Here is a 5,296-nt window from a genome sequence, read left to right as displayed (position 1 = left end):
GCACCGTCACCCTGGTGTCCGGGTGGTCCTTGAGCACCCGCAGCACCAATTCGTGTGCGGCCCGGCTCAAATGGCGATCGGGACAGTTGATCAACCACAGCGGGGTGTCGTGCTCGAAGCGATCCCACCGCTCGCGAAGCCGCACCGCGTGATCGACGTCGATGACGAAATGCACGGCGGTCAGCTCGTCGGCATGTAGGCCATATCCGATGCGCACCGCCTCGATCTCGGCCAGATCGATCGTGTCCACGAAGACCAATACCTGAAGTCGCGGATGCCGCGCCAGGTCGAGGTCCTCGGCGCGAGACATCTCCAGCACGGAGGCCTCGTCGCGATATTTCCGGTTAAGCCTCGTCAAGGCCAGCACCAGGAGCGGGAAGATCACGACGATCAGCCAGGCGCCCTCGGTGAACTTGGCCACCACGAAGATCCCCACCACGATTGTCGACATGACCCCCGCCGACAGGTTGACCGCCAGCTTGGCACGCCAGCCCGGCTCGCGCCGGGTCAGATGATGCTTGGCCATGCCATAGCCGGCCATCGCGAACGCGGTGAAGACGCCGATCGCGAAGAAGGGCACCAGCGCACTCACCTTCGCCTCGGTGATGACGAGCAGGACCATGGCCAGCGCGGTCAGCACGAAGATGCCGTTGGAGAACACCAGGCGATGGCCGCGTTTCGTCAGTGGGCGGGGCAGGAAACGGTCCTCGGCGACGAAGCTGGCCAGCGCGGGGAAGCCGTTGAAGCTGGTGTTGCAACCCGTGAACAGGATCGCCGCGGTCGACGCCTGAACTAGGAAGTACAGGACGTTGCCGATCACGCCGTGGCCGAAGACCGCCCGGGCTATCTCCGAAAGCATCGACGGGTATTCGTCGAGATAGGCCACGGCGTGCGTGACGTGGGTCAGCCAGCCCACACCAATGAGCAAGAACCCGAGGATGCAGGCCATCCACGTCAGCACGCGACGCGCGTTGGGGCCCTGCGGCTTTTGGAAGACGTTGACGGTGTTGGACACCGCCTCGACGCCTGTCAACGAGGTGCCGCCGTTGGCGAACGCACGCAACAGAATCAGGACCGTCGCACCCATCACCAAGCCGCCGCCCTGATGCACCGGCACCGCGCCGGCGATGTGCTGCGGATCGTATCGCGGTAACCCCCAGAACATTTCACGCACAAACCCGGTCAGGATCGTCACGGTGATCATCCCGACGAAGGCGTAGGTCGTCAATGCGAACGTGCGGCCCGACCGCCGCAGCCCGCGCAGGTTGGCCAGGCAGATCAGCACGACCGCCGCCAACGTGATCTCCAGGTGATAGGGCCGCAGCGGGGGAATCGCCGACACCACCGCCACTGTCGCCGCCGCGGGCTGCACCGCCACGGTCACCACGTAGTCGATCAGCAGCGCCGCCGCAGCAACCTGCGCCACCCGCGGACCGAAGTTCTCCCTCGCGACCGTGTAGGAACCGCCGGCCCGCGTGTAGGCCATCACGACCTCCCGGTACGACGCGCACACCAGCGCGAGAATCACCAAGATGACACCGGTGATCGGGAGCACCAACGCGTACGCCGCCATGCCGGCCGCCGGGAGCAGCTCGACCATGATCTGCTCGGTGCCGTACGCCGTCGATGAGATCGCGTCCGGCGAAAGCGCGCCGAGGGCAATGTGATTCGGCAGTCTCTCGCCGTCCAGCTGGTCGGTGGTCAACGGCTCCCCGAGGAAAAGCCGTTTGCACTTGTCGGTGAAGGAGAGCGGTATCTCGCCACTCGGTTGCGTCACAACATCCCTTTCTCGAGACCGGATTGCCTCATCCCGCGCGGGTGACCTCGGCGATGCGGGACTCGATGTCATAAGGCACGATCTGCGCGGCCGCGCCCGGGATCCGGCTGACCGCCCGGGCGATCTTGTCCGCGGTGCGATCGTGCAACAGGCGGCCCACGAGCGGCGAGTAGGTCCGGCGCGGCAGCAGGACGGTCGCCTTGGTATCCGGATGCTCGTTGAGCACCCGCAGGACCAATTCATGGGCGGCCCGACTCAGGTGCCGATCCGGACAGTCGATCAGGCGTAGCGGGGTGTCGTGTTCGAAAACCTCCCAGCGCTGCGACAACCGCGCTGCGTGATCCGAGTCGACCACGAAGTGCACGACGGTGAGCTCGTCGGCGTGAAGTCCGTTCGCGTATCGCATGGCCTCGACCTCCGCGAGGTCGACGGAATCCACGAAGACGAATACCCGGTGCCGCGTGTATCGGGAGAGGACCGGCTTTTCCGTGCGCGACATCTCCAGCACGGACGCCTCCACGCGGTACTGCCGGTTGAGTCGCATCAACCCCAACACCAGTAGCGGGAATACGACGACGATGAGCCACGCGCCCTCGGTGAACTTGGCCACCGCGAAGATGCCGACCACGATCGTCGACAGGATCCCGGCCGACAGGTTGACCGCCGCCTTGCGCCGCCAGCCCGGGCCGCGCTCGGACAGATAGTGTTTGGTCATGCCGTAGCCGGCCATCGAGAAGCCGGTGAACACACCGATCGCGTAGAACGGCACCAATGCGTCAACCGAGCCGCCGGTGATGAGCAGCAGCGCGACCGACAGCGCGGTCAGGGCGATGATGCCGTTGGAGAAGACCAGTCGATGGCCGCGCTTCATCAACGGGCGGGGCAAAAAGCGGTCTCCCGCAACGAAATTGGCCAGCGCGGGGAAGCCGTTGAAGCTGGTGTTACCACCGGTGTAGAGGATGGCCGCGGTCGACGCCTGCACCAGGATGTACAAGACGTTGCCGACTGCTCCGTGGCCGAAGACCGCCCGGGCGATCTCGGACAGCATCGACGGGTATCCGTCGGAGTACGGGACGGCGTGGGTCACATGTGTCAGCCAGGCCACTCCCGCCAGCAGGAACGCGAGAATGCAGGCCATGATCGTCATCACCCGGCGGGCGTTGATGCCCTCCGGCTTGCGGAAGGTGGTGACCGTATTCGAGATGGCTTCCACCCCGGTCAGTGACGAGCCGCCGTTGGCAAACGCACGCAACACGATCAACAGCGTCGCGCCCATCACCAGGCCGCTGCCCTGGTGGACGGGCACCGCTCCGGCGATGTGCTGGGGATCGTAGACCGGCAGGTTGCCGATCAGTTCACGAATGACGCCGACCACGATGGTCAGCGAGACCATGGCCACAAAGGCGTAGGTGGGCAACGCGAAACGCGCGCCGGCTTCCCGCAACCCGCGCAGGTTGGCAAAGCACATCAACAGCACCATGCCGACCGTGATCTCGAGGCTGTAGGGGCCAAGGACCGGTAGCGCCGAGGCCACCGCCACCGTGCCCGCCGCGCATTGCACCGCGACGGTGACGACGTAGTCAATCAGCAGGGCGGCCGCGGCGACCTGCGCCACCCGGGGACCGAAGTTCTCTCGCGCAACGACGTAGGACCCACCGGACCGCGTATAGACCATCACCACCTGGCGGTAGGACGCGGCGACCAGCACCAGGATCAAGAGAATGACCCCGGTGATGGGAAGCAACAGGGCGAACGCGGCCATCCCCGCCGCCGGCAGCAGCTCGATCATGATCTGCTCGGAGCCGTAGGCGGTCGATGAGATCGCGTCGGGTGAGAGCACGCCGAGCGCGACCGGGTTGGACAACTTCTCGTGCTCGAGCTGCGAGTTGATCAGGGGTTTACCGAGCAAGCCTCGTTTGCAGACGTCGGAGAACGACGACGACCATGCCTTGTGATCAACGGTCCGTCGCTCAGCCAAAGGTGTTGCCACAGGCGATATTCCTTCCCCCAAGCATGACATTTGCCCCCTTCGATCCGGGAACCCGCCGAAAGAGTATCTGCCACAATTGTTTTTGTCGCCCTACCGTCCGCGACCTAGAAGAACAAACACAGGAGATTGGCAGAATAATTGCCAGGACACTCCCAGCGGGGTGACCTGGATGTAACAAACAAGTGCCAATCGGTAATGCAGATGCCTTTCTCTGGCACCCGGGACGGCTCGAAAAGTCCGACGCGAAACTCGTTGTGATGTATGGCACTTGGTAGCCGACACCCAGCCCGCCGCGCCGAGGAGCCGATGACCAGCATCACCACAGGAACGTCAAAGGTGTTGTACAGCAAATCTTCTAACACGGCTGACCGCCACCACTAATATAGCAATTCACACAAGTCGTGGTTGTATTAATTGAGTTCTGTTGCGCTCCAGCGCAATCGGAGGGCGTATTTGTACGCTCCGGGCCTCTGCTCTTGCACGGTGGATGCGTTCAGTCTCACCGCACTCCAAATCTGTCTGTTAGCATCGAATTAGATCTCCATTTCCTTGGAGTAGCGCGTGACACCCGCCTAAGCGAAATAAGTGCTTGTGCCACATGGGTTTCGCGTCTCTGCACCACCGGACGCATGGAGAAAACCAATCCAGGTCGACGTTCACCGGAGGGTAGTAATTGTTTCGCGGAGGGATAGGACCTCATGAGCCAGTGCATCATCGTCAGCGGTGATGACGCGCTCGCGTCGACGATCGTCGATGAGCTGAAGCGGGCGGGCGCGCGCGTCGCCAGGCTTCTCGATTCGGAACTCGCGGGCGCCCGGGTCAAGACCCAGCTCGCCAGGGCGGGCGTCACCACGGCGTCCGCTGTCGTGTGCGCGGGAGACGACGACGCGACGAACCTGGAGATTGCGCTGCTGGCGCGGAAGGCCAACCCGGACATCCGTGTGGTGGCGCGGGTGGCCAACGACGTGTTGCGCGAAGCGGTCGCTGCCGACGAGGGGCCCAGCTCCATCCTGGGCGTCGCGGATCTGGCGGGGGCCGCGGTCGTCGAGGCGTGCCTGGCACGCACCACACATCCCTTCGAAGTGGCAGGTATCGAATTCGTGGTCTTCGGCGCCGAGGCGCCGTTCGACGCGTCGCTGCGCGAGATCTATGGCGACCTCGCCCCGGTCGCGATGGTGCACAACGAGGACGCCGACCACCCCGGTGAGGTCGTGGTGTGCCCCGGGCGCGATTTGCGGGTCAACGCCGGCGACTGGACGGCAATGATCGGCACCACCGAGGAGGCGGCCGCCTGCGGCGTCAAGGTGCCACGTAACCCGAAGATGCGGTCGCGCCAATCCCGGCTGCGCCGTGTCCTCTACGCGGTGAGGGCCCTGCCCAACGAGGTCAATCCCGCTTTCTACCCGCTGATAGCCGCCCTCGTCCTCTTGATCATCAGCTCGACGACCCTGCTGCACTTTTCCTACACCCACCCAGGCATGTCCTGGACCGACGCTTTCTACTTCACCAACGAGACCATCACCACGACC

General features: G+C 64.2%; 3 protein-coding genes. 1 reads left to right on the top strand and 2 read right to left on the bottom strand.

What is annotated here, in order from left to right; all coding sequences use genetic code 11:
• A partial coding sequence (locus A9X03_RS09520; protein ID WP_068260751.1) for an APC family permease occupies positions 1–1,777 on the bottom strand: 1,777 nt, incomplete at its 3' end.
• A 28-nt stretch (positions 1,778–1,805) separates the two neighbouring features.
• Positions 1,806–3,755, bottom strand: a complete 1,950-nt coding sequence (locus A9X03_RS09515; RefSeq protein WP_369831256.1) for an APC family permease — start codon at positions 3,753–3,755, stop codon at positions 1,806–1,808.
• A gap of 710 nt (positions 3,756–4,465) precedes the next feature.
• Here A9X03_RS09515 and A9X03_RS09510 point away from each other — a divergent pair.
• The coding region (locus tag A9X03_RS09510; RefSeq protein ID WP_197505052.1) for an NAD-binding protein at positions 4,466–5,296 on the top strand (831 nt) is incomplete at its 3' end.

This window comes from Mycobacterium sp. E1715 (assembly GCF_001667625.1).
Taxonomy (GTDB): domain Bacteria; phylum Actinomycetota; class Actinomycetes; order Mycobacteriales; family Mycobacteriaceae; genus Mycobacterium.
Note: the sequence above shows the minus strand (reverse complement) of the source record. Positions and strands in the feature narration are given on the sequence as shown.